The following is a 13,064-nucleotide window of genomic DNA, read 5'->3' on the forward strand; positions in this document are numbered from 1 at the left end:
GAGGCGGGCGCGGGGTCACGCGTGGCCGGGACGGACGCGGGCGCGTCGGGCTCCGCAGCGGCAGGGACCGGCACGAGCGGCACCGCCGGCCCGAGCGCGACCACCCCGGGAGCGGACGCGGCGGGCGTCGGGGTGGCCTCAGCCATCCCCGAGCGCACCGGCCTCACCGCGTGGCCGGCCGACCTGCCCGACGACACGCTCCCGCTCACGGTCGAGACGACCGGCCCCGGCGGGCTGCGCGTGCGCGGCTACCCGGCGCTCGTCGAGGAGCCGTCCGGCACGATCGGCCTGCGGGTGCTCGCCGACGCGGGCGTCCAGGTCGAGGCCCACCGCCGCGGACTCCGGGCCCTGCTGCTGCGGGAGACGTCGCTCGCGACCGCGCGGGTCACGACGCGGTGGACCGGCACGCAGGCGCTGACGCTCGCCGCGAGCCCGTACCGCAGCACCGACGCGCTCGTCGCCGACGTGCAGCGTGCCGCCGTCGACCACCTGCTCGCCGAGCACCTCGCGGGCCGCCCCGCCACCGAGGTGCGCACCGGCACCGCGTACGCCGCGCTCCGCACCCACGTGCGGGACCGGCTCGAGGACACCGTGCACCGGGTCGTCGCCGACGTGGTCGCGGCGCTCACCGCGGCGCGCGAGCTCGACGCCGACGTCCGCGGCTCGTCGAGCCTCGCGCTCCTCGCGACGCTCCAGGACGTGCGCGAGCAGGCCGCCCGGCTCGTGTTCGACGGGTTCGTCAGCGCGACCGGCGTGACCCGGCTCGTGCACCTCCCCCGGTACCTGCGGGCGGCCCGGCGCCGGCTCGAGAAGGCCGCCGAGAACCCGCAGCGCGACGCCGACCTCGCGTGGCAGGTCCACGACCTCGCCGAAGCGTGGGAGCAGGCGGTGCGCCGCGCCGCGACGTCCTCGCCGGACCCGGCCCGCGACGCGACCCTCGCGGACGTCCGGTGGATGCTCGAGGAGCTGCGCGTGAGCCTGTTCGCGCAGCAGCTGGGCACGCCGCAGCCCGTCTCGGTCAAGCGGATCCGCACCGCGCTCGCCTCGGCCGCCTGATTCCGCCGAGGCTGACCGACTTGTCCCGGTGGCGCCGTGACCAGCGACGATGCCCGGTTCATCCGCACGGGTGAGTTCCCGGGTGAGGTCGGTCGGCCCGTCTCCCGCACCCGGATATGCCCGGGTTATCGTCGACCCATGATCGGTCCAGACCGCGACGAAGCGGGACGTGAGGTGCTGAACGCTCTCGCGGGATCGACCACGACGCCGGACCCGGAGATCCTCGCCGCGGTGCAGGAGGGCCTCATGGCCGTCCCGGCAGGCTCCCCGAGCGCGTGGTTCGAGGTCCCGCGGCAGCGCACGCGCGTGCGTCCCGCGAACCTGTCCACCCGCCGCAGCACCGAGAGCTGACGCGCCCGCGCACCGGGCGCCCGGGGCGGTCGGTCGGCGGCCGCGCCCCGCACGTCCCCGTGGGCAGCGCCCGACGCGAGCGGTGCACCTGAGGCGCTGCTGAGGGTGTCCCGGACGGCGTGCCCGCGCCCGGGATGATGTGCGGGTGACTCACGACCACGGGCAGAGCAGGGACGGCGCGACGGCCGTCGTGGTGGGGGCCGGCATCGGCGGGCTGTGCGCCGCCGTCGGGCTGCGCCGGCGGAGGTGGGACGTCACCGTCCTCGAGCGTGCGCCGGGCTTCACCCAGGTCGGCGCGGGCCTCACGATCCTCGCGAACGGGCTGCGAGGGCTCGACGCGCTCGGGCTCGGTGACGCGGTCCGCGCGCAGGGCAGCCCCGAGGCCTCGGGCGGGATGCGCACGCCGGACGGCCGGTGGGTCATGCGCGTCGACGCCGCGGCGATGACCCGGGCGCTCGGCACGTCCGCGATCGGCATCCACCGGGCGACGCTGCACGAGGTCCTCGTCGCGGCGCTCCCGCCCTCGGTGCTGCGCACGGGCGTCGAGCTGCTGTCCGTCGAGGGCGGCGTGCGGCCCGGGGTCGTCTACCGCGACGCGGGCGGCGCCGAGGTCACGCTGCGCCCGGACCTGCTGGTCGCCGCCGACGGCATCCACAGCCAGGTCCGCACGACGCTCTGGCCCGGCGCACGACCCCCGGCCTACGGCGGCTCGACGGCCTGGCGCGCGGTGACCCGCGAACCGTGGCCCGGCGAGCTCGTCACCGCGATCACGTGGGGCCCCGGGACGGAGTTCGGCATGGTCCCGCTCGGTGACGGGCGCGTGTACTGGTTCGGGGCCGTCACGGCCGACCCGGGCGGCAGTGCACCGGGCGGCGACGAGATGGCCGAGGTCCGGGCGCGGTTCGGCCACCACCACGACCCGGTCCCGGCGCTGCTCGACGCGACCGACCCCGACGCGGTCATCCGCAGCGACCTGCTGCACCTCCCGCCCGTCGACACCTACCACCGGGGGGCGGTCGCGCTGCTCGGCGACGCCGCGCACGCGATGGTCCCCAACCTCGGCCAGGGTGCCAACCAGGCGATCGAGGACGCCGTGGTGCTGGCCTCCGTGTGCGACCCGGCGGGCGACGTGGTGCGCGCGCTCGCGGTGTACGACGCGCAGCGCCGCCGCCGGTCGCAGGGCGTGGCACGGGCGGCGCTGCGGGCCGCCCGCTACGGCCAGCAACTCCGCCACCCGCTCGCGCTGCGCGCCCGGAACACGCTCATGGGGCTCGTGCCGCCGGGGGCGGCGGTGCGGATGGCCAGCTCGGTCGCCGCGTGGGAGCCGCCCGTGGTGCCGGTCGCGCCGACGCGTGCCGGCTGACCCGGCGGCCCCGGCGCGCACCCCACCCCCGGGCCGACCGCGCCGCCGGCCCGCATCGCCGGCGTCAGCCGCAGGTCAGCCCCGAGCGCAGAGCCGCGAGGTTGCTGCGCATGACCGCGGGGTAGTCCCGCGCCTCGTCGGCCTGCGCGGGGGGCTGGGTCTCGAGGGGGTCGAGGACCGCCGTCCCGACGCCGAGCTCCTCGGCCAGGGCGGACGCGAGCCCGGGACCCGCGGACCGCTCGAAGAACAGCGTCCGCACCTCCGCGGTCGCGACGACGTCGCCCACGTCGCGCAGCCGGGCGGGCGACGGCTCGACCTCGGGGTCCAGCCCGGTGATGCCGACCTGCACGAGCCCGTACCGGTCGGCGAGGTAGCCGAACGCCTCGTGCGACGTCACGAGCGTCGCGCCGGCGCACGCCGCGAGGCCGTCGGCGAGCTCGGTGTCGAGGGTCGCGAGCTCGCCGCCGAGCCGGTCCGCGGCGGCGGCGTAGTCGTCCGCATGCTCGGGGTCGGCACCGGCGAGGGCGTCCGCCACCTGCGTGCCCACCGCGGCGAGCAGCGTCGGGTCGAGCCAGAAGTGGGGGTCGCGAGCGTCGGAGCCCTCGCCGCCGGGCTTGATGCCCGCACCCTCGGCGGCGTCGACGACGTGCTCCTGGTCGCGGGTCGCGACCGCCTCGTCGGCGGCGGGCTGGAGGCCCGAGAGGTAGACGACGAGATCCGCGTCGCGGAGCTCCTGGACCTTGTTCGGCGAGATCTCCAGGTCGTGCGGCTCACCACCGGGCGGGACGAGGCTCGCGACCTCGACGTGCGCGCCGCCGACCTGCTCGACGACGTACTGCAGCGGGTAGAAGGACGCGACGACGTCGAGCGTGCCGTCGTCCTCGGCGCCGGCCGGGGCGCAGGCGGAGGCAGCGAGGCCGACGAGCGCCGCGGTCAGGACGGCGGTGGTACGCGTGCGGTGCGGGTGGTGGGCGCGGGGGGTCATGGGGTCCTCGGTGTCGGTACGGCGGCCCGGTGCAGCGGGCTCTCGGCGGTCTCGGTGCGGCGGCTCGTCCGGCGCGGCAGGTGCGGGCGGCTCGTCCGCCCGGCGGTGCGGCGGATCCCGCGTCCCCGCCCGGCGGTGCGGCGGATCCCGCGTCCCCGCCCGGCGGTGCGGCGGATCCGCGGCGGCGGTGCTGCGGCGCACGAACGGCGCCGGACACCCCCCGGTCGGGAGCGCCCGGCGCCGTCGCCCTCAGCGGCGCGCGGGTGACGCGTCGCCTCAGTCCTGGTGCGCCTCGTCGGCGTGCTCGTCGTGCGCGTGCTCGTCGCCCTCGCCCTCGGCGTGGTCGTCGTGCTCGTGCGAGGCCGCCTCGCCCGTGACTCCGTTGAGCTCGTTCGGCGTGACGGTGAGCTCGACGCTCTTCCAGACCTCGCCCTTCGCGTAGTCGACCGCGTGGAGCGTGTCTGTCGACGGGTCGGTGACGTACGCGAGCCCGTCGAGCACGAGCAGCGTCGGGCGCGGCTCCTGCCACTCCTCGGGCTCCTCCCACGCGTCGACCACCGGGATCGAGCGCACGATCGCCTTCGTCTCCGGGTCGATCACGTGCAGCGACCCGTCGGTGCCGAGCACGAGCGCCTCGCCGTCGTCCCCGCGTCCGAGCGAGCGGAACGTGTAGCTCGACGGCAGGTCGACGAGGGTCAGGGCGGCAGTGCGGGTGTCGATGAGCGAGACGCGGGTCGGGCGCTCGAGGTCGGCGTCCGGGTCGGACTTGTAGTCGCCCAGGATGATCGGCGACTCGTCGCTGCCCGCCTGGTTGCCGATGCGGCCGTACGCGTCGGGGCTCGCCACCTTGGTGATCGTGCCGTTCGCGTAGACGAGCGCGCCGGTCTCGCAGCCGATGACGACCGCGTCGTCCGCCGCGACGGCCTCGCCGTGCACCCCGGGGCAGTCGGCGTTCGCCGTGAGCTCCGTGCCGTCCGCGTCGAGCACGCGGATGCCGGTCCGCTCGTCCTCGGTGCCCTCGGAGACGACCATCGTGCCGTCCTCGAGCTCGACCGCGACGCCGTGGTGCGCGCTCGGGGTCGTGAGCTCGCGGGTCGTGAGGTCCTCGTCGGCGACGTGCGCCGAGTCGAACGACACGATCTCGCCGGTGCCGTCGTCGAACAGCACGGTCCGGCCGTCGTGCACGACGACGTGGCCGGGCTTCTCGGCGGCGAACGTCACGTCGGTGAGCTCGGGCTCGGCCGTGTAGTAGTGCGCGTGGTCGCCGTGCGGCTCGCCCCACGTGCCGGCGTCGAGGAGGCGGAAACCCCCGGCGGTGGAGACGAACAGGTGGCGACCGTCGCCCGCGGGGTTGAGTCGGTTGAACCCGTCGAGCTCGACGTCGGCGAGCGTCTCGAGCGTCGTGGCGTCGAGCACCTGGATCCCGCCGTCGTACGTGAGGGCCAGGCGCGGGGTGACGGTCGCGGCCTCGGCGGCGGTCGTCGTGTCGCTCGGGGAGGCGCTCGGCGCGCTGCCGGCGTCGCTCTCGGAGGCGCACCCGGCGAGCAGGGCGAGCGGGACGGTGAGCACGAGCGCGGTGGTGCGCGCTGCGCTCGGGCGGACTCGGGTCTGAGCAGGCATGAGGGACTTTCCGTGACGCGGGCGGGGTGACGAGTCGGGACGCTACCAGAGTTGATAGTCGTTATCGATTAGTCAGGCCCACGATCGCTCCCCGAGCCACGGCGCCAGCACGTCCTCGCGCCCGAGCCACGACGCGAGCCCGGCGTCGGCCTCCGCACCGGTCATGAGCACGTCCTCGAACGCCTCGACGAGAGCGGCCCGCTGGTCGCCCGCGCCCGTGAGCACGAGCCGGGTGTCGGCGTCGACCTGTCCCCACGTGCCGGCCTCACCGACGCTCAGCTGCCCGCCGGCGCCGTCCCACACGCAGACCGAGTCGGGCCGGCTCGGCACCCAGAACCGCCCGCGCGAGCGCACACGGTCGGGCGCGAGCCGGCGCACGTGCTCGACGAGGCGCTCCGGGTGGAGCGGCCGCTCGGAGCGCAGGTCCAGGGTCCAGACCCCGTGCACGGTCGACGCCTGGCGCGCCGGCGCGACGTGCAGCGGGTCGAGCCGCCGGTCCCCGCGGTGCACGTCGTGCTCCGCGCGCAGCAGGGCCCCGAGGTCGGCGCCGTAGAGGCCGTCGACCCTCCGCCCGTCGCGGGCACGCAGGTGGTCGAGCAGGTCGGACGCGACGGGGTGGTCCTCGCGCGAGCCGGAGACGAGCACGGTGTCGGCGTGGGCCACCTGGGCCGCGAGCGCCTCCCCGACCGAGCGGCGGTCGTCGGCGGTCAGCGCGAGCCCGCGTTCGTCGAGCAGGTCGTCGCCGAGCACGTCGTCCTCGAACGCCTCGACGTCGACCGCGGTGACGACCTGCGCGAGCCGCAGCCGGCGCAGGGCGCCCCGACCGCGAGCCTCCCACCCGAGCGCCCGCACGACGGGGAGCGACTCCGCCGAGACCGGCAGCGCGAGGACCAGCGAGTCCCAGCGCGGGTCCCGCGCGAGCCGGGCGAGGGTCGGGATGGCGTCCTCCCGCACCGCGCAGCTCAGGCACGCGTGCTCGAGCGGGATCTGCTCGTCCTCGACGACGCCGCTCGCGTCCAGGACGAGCCGGCGGATCGAGCCGCCGTCCTCGTCGTCGTGGATGTCGTGGCGGACGACGACCGCCCGGGGGTCGTCCATGACGAGCCCGAGGACGGTGGAGTCGCGGACGACCGGGTCGACGGTCGCGAGGGTCAGCAGCGGGGTGCGTCGGTTCATAGGCCCCGACCCTAGCGCTTGACGCGAATGATTCTCAGTACCTACGTTGACGCCATGTCAGCCCGCTGCCAGGTCCTCGGCACGACGCCGGGGTTCGGCCACTCCGTCTCCCACTCGCACGTGCGCACCAAGCGCCGTTTCAACCCGAACATCCAGCGCAAGCACTACTGGGTCCCGTCGCTCGGGCGCCGCGTCACGCTGAACGTCTCGGCGCGCGGCATCAAGACGATCGACAAGCTCGGGATCGACGTCGTCGTCGCCCGGATCCTCGCGCGCGAGGAGAAGGTCTGATGGCCGGGAGGCGGACCGACGTCCGGCCCGTGATCAAGCTGCGCTCGACCGCGGGCACCGGGTTCACCTACGTGACCCGCAAGAACCGCCGCAACGACCCCGACCGGCTCGTGCTGCGGAAGTTCGACCCCGTCGTCCGCCGTCACGTCGACTTCCGCGAGGAGCGCTGAGATGGCCAAGACGAGCAAGATCGCGCGCGACCAGCAGCGACGCGTCGTCGTCGAGCGGTACGCCGAGCGCCGCGCCGAGCTGAAGGCCGCCGCCGTGAACCCTCACCTCACCGCGGCCGAGCACGAGGCCGCCCAGACTGCGCTCCAGGCGCTCCCCCGGAACGCGAGCCCCGTGCGGCTGCGCAACCGCGACGTCGCCGACGGCCGCCCGCGCGGGCACCTGCGGAAGTTCGGCCTCTCGCGCGTCCGGTTCCGGGAGATGGCCCACCGCGGCGAGCTCCCGGGCATCACCACGTCGAGCTGGTAGCCCAGCCGCACCGACAGGAGAAGCAGATGAAGCAGGGGATCCACCCCGCGTACGGCCCGGTCGTGTTCCGCGACATCTCAGCCGACTTCGCGTTCCTCACGCGGTCGACCGCGACCTCGTCGAAGACGATCGAGTGGACCGACGGGAAGATGTACCCGGTGATCGACGTCGACACCTCGAGCGCGAGCCACCCGTTCTACACCGGCACCGCGCGCGTCCTCGACACCGCGGGACGTGTCGAGAAGTTCCGCCGCCGCTACGGCGCCCGGGGCGGCGCGGGGGCGACGGCGGCGGGCGCGACGAGCCCCGGCGCGCCCGCACCCGGCACCGCCGAGGGCGCGGACGCGACCTCCGGTGACCGCGCATGAAGGTCCGCGCGTCGCTCGCGTCGCTCAAGAAGAAGGACGGCTCGATCGTCGTCCGCCGGCGCGGCAAGACCTACGTGATCAACAAGCGCAACCCGCGCTGGAAGGCGAGGCAGGGCTGATGGCGGTCCCCAAGCGGAAGACGTCCCGCAGCCGGACCCGGTCCCGCCGCGCGCAGTGGAGGGCGACGACGGTCGACCTCGTGACCGTCCGCACGCCGGGCGGGCCGGTCGAGGTCCCGCGCCGCCTGGTCCGGGCCGTCGAGCGCGGGCTCGTCGACGTCGAGGCGCTGCGCGGCTGACGCCACCCGCGGCCCGTCGCACGGAGGACCGGCGCCGCCGGCACCCGCTGCGCCGCGACGCGGTCGTCCCGCAGACGCACGTCCGGCCGGGTGGGAGCACCTGCGCCCCCGCCCGGCCGGCACGCCGACCTCGCGCGTCAGCTGCGCGGCTTGCCCGCGCACACCACCCCGACGCACTGCGGGTAGACGCCGTTGGCCCACGCCCGGTTGCCGCCGAGGTCGACGACCCCCGGCGCGTGGATGCCGCGGCCCGTGTTGTGGTGCGCGACGTTGCCGCCGACCTCGGTGCCGACCCCCGCCGTGACGATCGCGTCCCCGTTGCCGACGAACGTGTTGCCCTCGACGGTCATGCGGCCGCCCCACTCCACGAGCGGGCCGGTCGAGGTGAACGCGACCCGGTTGCGCTCGAACGTGTTCCCGGTGACGGACCCGCTGGCCTCGCCGAGGTCGAGAGCCACGTCGTTGTCCACGATCACGTTGTCGACGACCCGCGCGTAGGACGTCGGCGCGATCACGGTGTCGCTCCCGCTGATCTCGTTGCCCTCGAGGTCGATGAAGCCCATGAAGTGCCCGCCCGTGTCGATCACCCCGTTGTCGAGGAGCACGCTGTCGCGGACGGTGAGCCCGGCCTCGGTGAGGTCGTCGGCGACGACGTCGTTGCCCTCGAGGCGCGAGCGCTCGATGATCACGCCCGCCGTGTCGAGGCTGACCACGGCCCCGTTGTGCAGGAACTCGGAGTCCTGCACGAACCCGCCGCCGCCGAACAGGCCGCCGAACACGAGCCCGTTGTCCTCGAACCGCGCGCCGCTGTACCGGAAGTCGGCCCGGTGACGCCCGAAGAGCGAGTCGACGCCGAGGTCGGTCACCTCGCCGTTCCCGGTGAACACCACGCCGTCGAACGAGAAGTCGCCGACGAACCCCTCACCCTCCGGGTCGGGCGGGATGACGGCGTCGACCGCGGTGGCCCAGCCGGAGACGGTGCCGTCGACGACGGCCTGCGTCCCCCCGAGCGTGACGCTCAGGCCGGTGCCCGAGCCGCCGCCGTCGAGGGTGTGCCCCCGCAGGTCGAGCGTGAGGTCGCCGACGAGCGTGATCCCGACCCCGGCGCACGCGGCGTCGGCGTCGAGGTAGGCGTCGGTCGTGACGACGTCCCCGCACGTCACGGCGACGGGTGCGGCCGACGCGGGCAGGGCGAGCAGCACGGACGAGACGGCGGCAGCGGCCGCGAACAGCGCGGCGACGAGCGGACGAGACCTCATGGACGACCCCCTGGTGACTGCGGAACGGCCCCCGCGGATGCACGGACGACCGGCTCGTCCAGTCCAGCGGTGGGGCGAAATGCCCGACAAGTCCGTTCCCGGGTGAAACGGCTTCCCGAAGGTGCCGCGCACCCTCGCGCCCTCGCCCCGTCCGCCGGGAGCCCCGGCCCCGCTCCTCAGCTCCGCGGCTTGCCCGCGCACACGACCCCGACGCACTGCGGGTACACGCCGTTGGCCCAGGCCCGGTTGCCGCCGAGGTCCGTGACGCCCGGCGCGTGGATGCCCCGGCCGGTGTTGTGGTGCACGACGTTGTCGCCGATCTCGGTGCCCCCGCTGCCGCCGTCGACCACGATCGCGTCCCCGTTGCCGACGAACGTGTTCCCCACGACCGACAGGGGGAAGCCGGTACCGGCAGGAGGCCCCTCCGCGGTGAGCGCGACGCGGTTCCGCTCGAACGTGTTCCCCGTGACGGGCCCCGACATGGTCCCGAGGTCGAGCGCCACGTCGTTGTCGACCAGCACGTTGTCGACGACGCGCACGGTGAAGATCAACCCCGACCCGACCACGATGTCGCTCCCGCTGACCTCGCTGCCCTCGAGGTCCAGGTGACCCATGACGTTCCCGCCGCCGTAGACCACCCGGTTGTCGCGGAGCACGCTGTCGCGGACCGTGAGCCCGGACTCCTCCAGGTTGCCGGCCACGACGTCGTTGCCCTCGAGGTGCGAGCGCTCGATGACGACGTCCGCCGTGTCGATGCTGACGACCGTCCCGTTGTGCAGGAGCTCGGAGTCCTCGACGACCGCGGTCCCGCCGTACGGCCCGCGGAACACGAACCCGTTGCCCTCGAACCGCGCGCCGCTGTACCGGAACCAGACGGGGCTCCCGCCGTGGAGCTGGCCGACGCCGATGTCGTTCACCTCGCCGTTCCCGGTGAACGACACGCCCGTGAACGTGAAGTCGCCGAACAGGACCGGGTCATCGGGGTCCCCGCCGTCGGGCTGCTCGTGGGCGACCGCGGACCCCCAGCCCGAGACGGTCCCGTCGACCACGGACTGCGTGCTCCCGAGCGTGACGGTGATCCCGGCTCCGGAGCCGTCTCCGTCGAGGGCGTGCCCGCGCAGGTCGAGCGTGACGTCACCGACCAGCGTGATCCCGACCCCGGCGCACGCCGCGTCGGCCGCGAGGTAGGCGTCGGTCGTGACCACGTCACCGCACGACACGGCGACGGGTGCGGCCGACGCGGGCGCGGCGAGCAGGAGGACGGACGAGACGGCGGCGGCGACCGCGGACAGCGCAGCGACGAGCGGACGAGACCTCATGGGACGACCCCCCGGTGGCTGCGGTACCGCCGACGCGGATGCGCGAGCGGCCCGCTCGCCCAGTCCAGCGGGGCCCGAGATGTCCGACAAGACCGTGCCGGGGTGAGACGGCTTCCCGAAGGTGCCGCGCGCCTCACACCGTCCGGCGCCGGAAGAGCCGGCCCGCGAGCGCCCGCGCGACGACGTAGAAGCCGGCGCACCACGCGAACGCCACGAGCGCGTCCCCGCCGGGCATCCCGACGAGCCACCCGCGCAGGCTGTCGGTCACCGGCGTCACGGGCTGGTACCGCGCGAACCACTCGAGCGCCGCCGGCATGGTCTCGGGCCGGACGAACGCGCTCGACACGTAGGGCAGGAACATGATCCCGAAGCTGAACCCGCTCGCCGCCTCGGGGCTCGACGCGACGACCCCCACGCACACCGCGAGCCACGTGAGCGCGAGCACGTAGGCGGCGAGCAGCGCGACGGCGAGCAGCCACTCCCGCGGACCCGCGGAGGGCCGGAACCCGAGCAGGAACGCCACGCCGACGACGAGCGTCGTCGACACCGCACTGCGCGCGAGGCTCGCGACGACGTGCCCGGTCAGCACGCTCGACAGGCGGACCGGCAGCGACCGGAACCGGCTCATGATGTCGCCGGTGACGTCGGAGGCGACCGCGACGGCCGTCGTCGAGGCGCCGTAGCCCGCGCACAGCAGGATGATCCCGGGGACGACGAAGTCGACGTACGCCATCCCGGTGTCGATCTCGCCGCCGAAGACCGTGACGAACAGCAGCATGACCACCACGGGCAGCGCGACGGCCATGATCAGGGTGTCGGGCTCCCGCACGGACCGGCGCAGGCTGCGGCCGATCATCGTGCGCGCGTCGTGGGCCGCCCAGCCGAGCAGCGGGCGCTCGGCGGCGGCCCGCGCCGCGTGGTCGAGGGTGCCGTCGACGGGACCCAGGGGCGAGGGGGCGAGCGTGGTCATGATGCCTCCGCGGTGACGAGGTCCTCGGTGCGCGCCGGGGCGCCGGTCAGGGTCAGGAAGACGTCGTCGAGCGTGGGGACAGCGACGCGCCAGTGGTCGACGGGCAGCCCGCGGTCCTCGACGCCGGCGAGGATCCGCCGCACGTCGGCGACGCTGGCGTCGGTCTCGATCCGCTCGGTCGTCCCGTCGGCGAGCGTGAGCTCGACGTGCGCGGACCCGACGCGCCGCTTGAGCTCGGCGGCCGGGCCCTCGGCGATCACCCGCCCCCGGTCGAGCACCGCGACGCGGTCCGCGAGCCGGTCTGCCTCGTCGAGGTACTGGGTCGTGAGCAGGAGCGTGGTCCCGGCGGCGACGACCTCCCGGATGACCTCCCACAGCGCGAGCCGGCTGCGCGGGTCGAGGCCCGTCGTCGGCTCGTCGAGGAAGATCACCTGGGGCCGCGCGAGCAGGCTGACCGCGAGGTCGAGCCGGCGCCGCATGCCGCCCGAGTAGGTCCGGACCTGCCGGTCGGCGGCACCGGCGAGGTCGAACAGGTCGAGCAGGTCGGTGCTGCGGCCGCGGACCTCCCGGCGCCCGAGGTGGGCGAGGTTGGCCATGAGGTGCAGGTTCTCCCGGCCGGTGAGCAGGTCGTCGACCGCGGCGTCCTGCCCGGTGAGGCTGATGACGTGCCGGACCCGGTCGGGCTCGCGGACGACGTCGTGGCCGGCGACCGTCGCGGTCCCGGCGTCGGGCCGGACGAGCGTCGTGAGGATGCCGACGGTCGTGGTCTTGCCCGCGCCGTTGGGGCCCAGCAGGGCGAGCACCTCGCCGCGCCCGATCTCCAGGTCGAGGCCGTCGAGCACGGGCGTGCCGCCGTAGGACTTGCGCAGTCCCCGGGTCAGGACGATCGGGTCGGTCATGGGGTTCCCTATCTGTGTATTCCGCACACTGTGCTGTTTATGATGTACACAGTTCTAGGATCGGGTCAAGGAGGTGCCGTGAGCGCACACGAGCAGGACCCGGCCGGCGCGCCCGACGACGCCCCCGGCGGCGCGGCGGTGGGCGCCCCGAGCAGCGCGTCCGCCGACCTCGTCGCGGGCGGGCGCGGGACGGCTGCCGGTGAGGGCCGGGTGGCGGTCTCCGACGAGGGCAGGGCGGAAGTCGCTGACGCGGGCGAGGCGCAGGCCGCGGTCGAGGGCGAGTCGCAGGCCGCGGTCGAGCGTGAGGCGCGCGCCGCCGACGAGCGTGAGGCGCAGGCCGCCCGCCGCGAGGCCGAGCTGCTCCGGCGCGACCGCGACAAGGCCCAGCAGGCGGCCGCGAAGGAGGCGGAGCGGCTGCGGCGCGACCGCGAGAAGGCCGCCCAGACCGCCGCCAAGGAGGCGGAGCGCGCCCGGCGCGACCAGGACCGCGCGGAGCGGGCCGCCGCCAAGGAGGCGCAGCGCGCCCGTGCCGAGCGGGAACGCGAGCTGCAGCAGGCCGAGCGCGACGCGGCGCGCGCCCAGCGCGAGGCCGAGAAGGCCGTGCAGGCCGCCGCACTCGCGCAGCAGCGGGC

The 13,064-nt window shown here is 75.2% G+C and carries 15 protein-coding genes and 2 pseudogenes; 10 read left to right on the forward strand and 7 right to left on the reverse strand.

Annotated elements, in window-relative coordinates; all coding sequences use genetic code 11:
• The 3 genes from AB6N24_RS20705 to AB6N24_RS20715 form a co-directional block, all read left to right on the forward strand.
• Positions 1 to 1,056: DUF3418 domain-containing protein (locus AB6N24_RS20705; RefSeq protein ID WP_412871257.1), on the forward strand; the 1,056-nt coding region annotated here is incomplete at its 5' end.
• Between the two features lie 138 nt (positions 1,057 to 1,194).
• Positions 1,195 to 1,407, forward strand: coding sequence for a hypothetical protein (locus tag AB6N24_RS20710; protein ID WP_412871258.1), 213 nt, complete (start codon positions 1,195 to 1,197; stop codon positions 1,405 to 1,407).
• A 145-nt stretch (positions 1,408 to 1,552) separates the two neighbouring features.
• Positions 1,553 to 2,770 (forward strand): FAD-dependent monooxygenase, encoded by a 1,218-nt coding sequence (locus tag AB6N24_RS20715; RefSeq protein ID WP_412871259.1) that lies wholly within the window; start codon positions 1,553 to 1,555, stop codon positions 2,768 to 2,770.
• A 64-nt stretch (positions 2,771 to 2,834) separates the two neighbouring features.
• Here AB6N24_RS20715 and AB6N24_RS20720 read toward each other — a convergent pair whose 3' ends face one another.
• The 3 genes from AB6N24_RS20720 to AB6N24_RS20730 form a co-directional block, all read right to left on the reverse strand.
• Entirely contained in the window at positions 2,835 to 3,755 is a 921-nt protein-coding gene (locus tag AB6N24_RS20720) for a metal ABC transporter substrate-binding protein (RefSeq protein WP_412871260.1), read from the reverse strand.
• Between the two features lie 276 nt (positions 3,756 to 4,031).
• Entirely contained in the window at positions 4,032 to 5,375 is a 1,344-nt protein-coding gene (gene aztD / locus AB6N24_RS20725) for a zinc metallochaperone AztD (RefSeq protein WP_412871261.1), read from the reverse strand.
• Between the two features lie 72 nt (positions 5,376 to 5,447).
• Positions 5,448 to 6,551 (reverse strand): CobW family GTP-binding protein, encoded by a 1,104-nt coding sequence (locus AB6N24_RS20730; protein ID WP_412871262.1) that lies wholly within the window; start codon positions 6,549 to 6,551, stop codon positions 5,448 to 5,450.
• 54 nt (positions 6,552 to 6,605) lie between these two features.
• On the opposite strand from AB6N24_RS20730, the gene rpmB reads away from it, so the two are divergent.
• From rpmB to rpmF, 6 genes and pseudogenes are all read left to right on the forward strand, one after another.
• Positions 6,606 to 6,842, forward strand: coding sequence for a 50S ribosomal protein L28 (gene rpmB / locus AB6N24_RS20735; protein WP_412871263.1), 237 nt, complete (start codon positions 6,606 to 6,608; stop codon positions 6,840 to 6,842).
• Complete coding sequence (gene rpmG / locus AB6N24_RS20740; RefSeq protein WP_412871264.1) at positions 6,842 to 7,012, forward strand: 50S ribosomal protein L33; 171 nt, start codon at positions 6,842 to 6,844, stop codon at positions 7,010 to 7,012. The genes rpmB and rpmG overlap by 1 nt, the downstream gene beginning before the upstream one ends.
• 1 nt (position 7,013) lies before the next feature.
• Positions 7,014 to 7,319 carry a 30S ribosomal protein S14 gene (gene rpsN, locus AB6N24_RS20745; protein ID WP_412871265.1) on the forward strand — a complete coding sequence of 102 codons (306 nt, stop codon included), beginning with the start codon at positions 7,014 to 7,016 and terminating at the stop codon, positions 7,317 to 7,319.
• A 26-nt stretch (positions 7,320 to 7,345) separates the two neighbouring features.
• Positions 7,346 to 7,588 (forward strand): annotated as a pseudogene (locus AB6N24_RS20750) (type B 50S ribosomal protein L31); the annotation flags it as partial.
• A 95-nt stretch (positions 7,589 to 7,683) separates the two neighbouring features.
• On the forward strand, positions 7,684 to 7,806 hold the full coding sequence (gene ykgO, locus AB6N24_RS20755; RefSeq protein WP_034625243.1) for a type B 50S ribosomal protein L36: 123 nt from the start codon (positions 7,684 to 7,686) through the stop codon (positions 7,804 to 7,806).
• Positions 7,806 to 7,985: a 50S ribosomal protein L32 gene (gene rpmF, locus AB6N24_RS20760; RefSeq protein ID WP_412871266.1), complete on the forward strand. Its 180-nt coding sequence runs from the start codon at positions 7,806 to 7,808 to the stop codon at positions 7,983 to 7,985. The genes ykgO and rpmF overlap by 1 nt, the downstream gene beginning before the upstream one ends.
• A gap of 137 nt (positions 7,986 to 8,122) precedes the next feature.
• Here the strand turns inward: rpmF and AB6N24_RS20765 are convergent, their stop codons facing one another.
• From AB6N24_RS20765 to AB6N24_RS20780, 4 genes are all read right to left on the reverse strand, one after another.
• On the reverse strand, positions 8,123 to 9,244 hold the full coding sequence (locus AB6N24_RS20765) for a right-handed parallel beta-helix repeat-containing protein (protein WP_412871267.1): 1,122 nt from the start codon (positions 9,242 to 9,244) through the stop codon (positions 8,123 to 8,125).
• Positions 9,245 to 9,420: 176 nt separating this feature from the next.
• Entirely contained in the window at positions 9,421 to 10,563 is a 1,143-nt protein-coding gene (locus tag AB6N24_RS20770) for a right-handed parallel beta-helix repeat-containing protein (protein WP_412871268.1), read from the reverse strand.
• A gap of 133 nt (positions 10,564 to 10,696) precedes the next feature.
• Positions 10,697 to 11,533: an ABC transporter permease gene (locus tag AB6N24_RS20775; protein ID WP_412871269.1), complete on the reverse strand. Its 837-nt coding sequence runs from the start codon at positions 11,531 to 11,533 to the stop codon at positions 10,697 to 10,699.
• Complete coding sequence (locus AB6N24_RS20780) at positions 11,530 to 12,432, reverse strand: ATP-binding cassette domain-containing protein (protein WP_412871270.1); 903 nt, start codon at positions 12,430 to 12,432, stop codon at positions 11,530 to 11,532. Before AB6N24_RS20780 ends, AB6N24_RS20775 begins: the two co-directional genes overlap by 4 nt.
• Before the next feature lie 78 nt (positions 12,433 to 12,510).
• Between AB6N24_RS20780 and AB6N24_RS20785 the strand changes: the two are divergent.
• Positions 12,511 to 13,064 (forward strand): annotated as a pseudogene (locus AB6N24_RS20785) (hypothetical protein); the annotation flags it as partial.

This window comes from Cellulomonas jepli (genome assembly GCF_047229345.1).
Taxonomy (GTDB): domain Bacteria; phylum Actinomycetota; class Actinomycetes; order Actinomycetales; family Cellulomonadaceae; genus Cellulomonas_A.

What these genes read in the sequence shown, in the direction of transcription:
- AB6N24_RS20710 (WP_412871258.1), top strand. Translation starts at nt 1,195, where the DNA reads ATGATCGGTCCAGACCGCGACGAAGCGGGACGTGAGGTGCTGAACGCT.
- AB6N24_RS20720 (WP_412871260.1), bottom strand. Translation starts at nt 3,755, where the DNA reads ATGACCCCCCGCGCCCACCACCCGCACCGCACGCGTACCACCGCCGTC.
- aztD (WP_412871261.1), bottom strand. Translation starts at nt 5,375, where the DNA reads ATGCCTGCTCAGACCCGAGTCCGCCCGAGCGCAGCGCGCACCACCGCG.
- AB6N24_RS20730 (WP_412871262.1), bottom strand. Translation starts at nt 6,551, where the DNA reads ATGAACCGACGCACCCCGCTGCTGACCCTCGCGACCGTCGACCCGGTC.
- rpmB (WP_412871263.1), top strand. Translation starts at nt 6,606, where the DNA reads ATGTCAGCCCGCTGCCAGGTCCTCGGCACGACGCCGGGGTTCGGCCAC.
- rpmG (WP_412871264.1), top strand. Translation starts at nt 6,842, where the DNA reads ATGGCCGGGAGGCGGACCGACGTCCGGCCCGTGATCAAGCTGCGCTCG.
- rpsN (WP_412871265.1), top strand. Translation starts at nt 7,014, where the DNA reads ATGGCCAAGACGAGCAAGATCGCGCGCGACCAGCAGCGACGCGTCGTC.
- ykgO (WP_034625243.1), top strand. Translation starts at nt 7,684, where the DNA reads ATGAAGGTCCGCGCGTCGCTCGCGTCGCTCAAGAAGAAGGACGGCTCG.
- rpmF (WP_412871266.1), top strand. Translation starts at nt 7,806, where the DNA reads ATGGCGGTCCCCAAGCGGAAGACGTCCCGCAGCCGGACCCGGTCCCGC.
- AB6N24_RS20765 (WP_412871267.1), bottom strand. Translation starts at nt 9,244, where the DNA reads ATGAGGTCTCGTCCGCTCGTCGCCGCGCTGTTCGCGGCCGCTGCCGCC.
- AB6N24_RS20770 (WP_412871268.1), bottom strand. Translation starts at nt 10,563, where the DNA reads ATGAGGTCTCGTCCGCTCGTCGCTGCGCTGTCCGCGGTCGCCGCCGCC.
- AB6N24_RS20775 (WP_412871269.1), bottom strand. Translation starts at nt 11,533, where the DNA reads ATGACCACGCTCGCCCCCTCGCCCCTGGGTCCCGTCGACGGCACCCTC.
- AB6N24_RS20780 (WP_412871270.1), bottom strand. Translation starts at nt 12,432, where the DNA reads ATGACCGACCCGATCGTCCTGACCCGGGGACTGCGCAAGTCCTACGGC.